Source organism: Actinoalloteichus spitiensis RMV-1378 (assembly GCF_000239155.1).
GTDB lineage: Bacteria > Actinomycetota > Actinomycetes > Mycobacteriales > Pseudonocardiaceae > Actinoalloteichus_B > Actinoalloteichus_B spitiensis.
Genome location: NZ_AGVX02000691.1, coordinates 1 through 1,549, shown reverse-complemented (window position 1 = coordinate 1,549; position 1,549 = coordinate 1). Strand labels below are relative to the sequence as shown.

At 70.9% G+C, this 1,549-nt stretch carries 2 protein-coding genes; both read left to right on the top strand.

What is annotated here, in order from left to right; genetic code table 11:
• Positions 1-630 precede the first annotated feature (630 nt).
• Positions 631-876: an aa3-type cytochrome oxidase subunit CtaJ gene (gene ctaJ / locus ACTIDRAF_RS0224035; RefSeq protein WP_052168954.1), complete on the top strand. Its 246-nt coding sequence runs from the start codon at positions 631-633 to the stop codon at positions 874-876.
• Entirely contained in the window at positions 863-1,354 is a 492-nt protein-coding gene (locus tag ACTIDRAF_RS0224030) for a DUF5130 family protein (protein ID WP_039789297.1), read from the top strand. Before ctaJ ends, ACTIDRAF_RS0224030 begins: the two co-directional genes overlap by 14 nt.
• Positions 1,355-1,549 lie beyond the last annotated feature (195 nt).

The following is a 1,549-nucleotide window of genomic DNA, read 5'->3' as shown; positions in this document are numbered from 1 at the left end:
CTTCTGCGGGGTGACGCGGATGCCGGCCTGGGTGACGCGGATTCCGTCACGGGTTACCCGAATACCGGCGCGTGCCAGTGCCGAACACCCCGGACCGTCGGCGCGCTCCCGGCGGGCAAGCGGCTCGACCGCGCTTCCGGAGCGGTGGTCGAGGGGGCGGGGGGCCAGGGCAGCGGGGGCCGTGGACCGCTGGGATGCGGGTCCGTGCGTGCTGCTTCCACGACGAATCACCAAGTGGCCGGACATGCGGATCCTCCTCGGACAGCTGATCGCGAGAATGGGAACGAGCTGGAGTGGCGCGAGTGCTCGTCAGCATGCGCACGGGGCCCGGGCCGCCCACCACAGAAGCTAGGAGCGGCGGGTACGGGACACAAGCGGCCAGGTGGTGGCCCGGCCTACGCCGTTTCCCCCGGTGGGATGAGTAGTGGAACGAGGGAAGCGCACGGGTAGTGCGCAAACGCTGTGACACAACCGTGGGGAGATGGCGGAATGTCACCCACACAGCGAACTGCCGGTGAGTTGGTCACACCTGGTTCACCTTGACCGAGTGGCTTGCCCGGTGGCCGGAGGCAGGACCCCGCAGGAGGCGCTTGGCCCAGGTCATCGGTTACCGTACGGGCCGTGACCATCATGGAGACAACACTCGTCTTCGTGCTGATCCCACTCGTCCTCTATGGGCTGGTCGCGCTGCTGACGCTGCGGAAGCAACCCGTTCGCGACACACGCTACCGCCCGGGGCAGGAGTGGACGCACGAGCCGATCTGGTGGACCGCCAACCCGGCAGGGCTGCGCGGGTCCCAGCGCCACGTCGCCGAGGAACCGACCGGAGGCGCCGAGGCAACGACGATCCAGGGAGGCGCCCGTGGGAACTGGTGACGTGGCGCAGCGCAGTGCGGAGGCCGACGCCGAACTGGGGTACGGGGAGGCCAGGATGGTGACCGGGCGGGTCTCGGTCGCCAAGCGGATCCTGCCCGAGGAGTCGCCCGGTCCGTTCGGGCACAACGAGCTCGCACGGCTCGATGAGGCCCTCACACTGACCACGAGGGCCACCGGACTGGACTTCAGCATCTACCTGGGTGAGCTCGGGGAGAACACCCGCCGCCGAGCCGAGGAACTGCACGCGTCCCTCGGCGCGCGGGCGACCGATGCCGTGCTGATCGCCGTCTCACCCGCGCAGCGGGTCGTGGAGCTGGTGACCGGTGAGGAGGCCAGCCGGCGCATCCCCGACCGCAGCTGCAAGCTCGCGGTGATGAGCATGGTGGCCTCCTTCAAGGAGGGTGACCTGGCCGGTGGCCTGCTGGACGGGCTGCGGATGCTCTCCGACCAGGCGGGCGTGGACATCCAGCGCGACTGATCGGACGGACCCGTCCTGGCCCGTCCACCCCACCCGACCTCGACGTGGCGGTCCGCGGCGGAGGCCGGGGGACGGCCGTCCCCCACCGTCCGCGCCATGGCCCTCTCGGGGCGTGCCCACCCGGCGCGCCGGGCGGCTCCGATGCCGACGAACTCCGCCCCGCGAACCTCGGGGTTCGCCCGACGTTCCGGAGGC